1 protein-coding gene is annotated in these 1,491 nt (G+C 72.4%); it reads left to right on the plus strand.

The window, feature by feature from the left end; genetic code table 11:
- Positions 1-41 precede the first annotated feature (41 nt).
- Positions 42-1,337, plus strand: a complete 1,296-nt coding sequence (locus tag FV233_RS29395; RefSeq protein ID WP_147899631.1) for a phage major capsid protein — start codon at positions 42-44, stop codon at positions 1,335-1,337.
- Positions 1,338-1,491: the final 154 nt, after the last annotated feature.

Raw genomic sequence — 1,491 nt, forward strand, 5'->3', positions numbered from 1 at the left:
GCCCGGTCCCGCTTCACCCACCCCAGCCACGAGGTCGTCCGATGATGTCCCACACCGCCGCGCCGTCGAGCCCCGCCCCGGAGACCAAGGCCGCGCTGCCCGGCCTGGAGAACAAGGCCGGCCGCCCCGGGGCCGAACCGGTCCAGCCGGCGCTCGACGAACTCGCCACCGCCTTCGAGGCGTTCAAGGAGACCAACGAGATCCGCATCGCCCAGATCGAGGGCCGGCTCGGCACCGACGTGCTCACCGAGGAGAAGCTCGCCCGGATCGACGCGGCGCTGGACGCCGCCAAGACCCGGCTCGAGCGGGTCGGCCTCGACCGCGCCCGGCCGGCGCTCGGCCAGCCGGGACCCCGGGAGGACGGGGCCGCGCAGGAGCACAAGGCGGCCTTCGACCTCTACGTCCGGGCCGGCGAGAGCGCGGGGCTGAAGCGTCTGGAGGCCAAGGCCCTGTCGGCCGGATCGGGGCCGGACGGCGGCTATCTCGTGCCCCAGACCATCGAGCGGACCGTGCTGGCCCGCCTCGCCCAGGTCTCGCCGATCCGGTCCATCGCCAGCGTGCAGCAGATCTCCGGCGCCCAGTACAAGCGCGCCGCCGCGGTCGGCGCCCCGGTGACCGGCTGGGTCGCCGAGACCGCGCCGCGCCCCGGCACCGACGGGCCGGTCCTGTCCGAGATCGCGTTCCCGGCCATGGAACTCTACGCCATGCCGGCCGCGACCCAGACGCTGCTGGACGATGCCGTGGTCGACCTCGACGCCTGGCTCTCGGCCGAGGTCGAGATGGCCTTCGCCGAGCAGGAGGGGGTGGCCTTCGTCACCGGCAACGGCGCCAGCCGACCGCGCGGCTTCTTGAGCTACGACACCGTGGCCAACACCGCCTGGGTGCCGGGCAAGCTCGGCTTCGTCGCCACGGGAGCGGCCGGGGCGTTCCCATCGACCAACCCGTCCGACGTGCTGTTCGACCTGGTCTACGCCCTGCGTGCGGGCTACCGCCAGAATGCCGGCTTCGTGATGAACCGGCGCACCCAGAGCGCGATCCGCAAGTTCAAGGACGCGCAGGGCAACTACCTCTGGCACCCGCCACTCACGGCCGCCCAATCCGCGACGCTGATCGGGTTCCCCGTGACGGAGGCGGAGGCGATGCCGGAGATCGCGGCGGGCAGCCTGTCGGTGGCGTTCGGCGACTTCCGCCGGGGTTACCTGGTGGTGGACCGCACAGGCCTGCGGGTGCTGCGCGACCCGTACTCGGCCAAGCCCTACGTGCTGTTCTACACCACCAAGCGCGTCGGCGGCGGGGTGCAGGACTTCGATGCGATCAAGGTTTTGAAGTTTGGGTAAGCCTTGGCGTGGCTGACACGCGCGTCGGACCCTTCCCCCTTTGCGGGGGAGGGTGGCGCCTGCGTCAGCAGGGGTCGGGAGAGGGGAGCGACGCCTCCGCAAAGGACGCGACGGGCGCGAACTCCTGCACCGTCACGCCGCCCCTCTCCCGACC

The organism is Methylobacterium sp. WL7 (assembly GCF_008040085.1).
Classification (GTDB): Bacteria; Pseudomonadota; Alphaproteobacteria; order Rhizobiales; family Beijerinckiaceae; genus Methylobacterium; species Methylobacterium mesophilicum.

Coding starts and splice junctions, on each gene's coding strand:
- FV233_RS29395 (WP_147899631.1), top strand. CDS start 42: ATGATGTCCCACACCGCCGCGCCGTCGAGCCCCGCCCCGGAGACCAAG.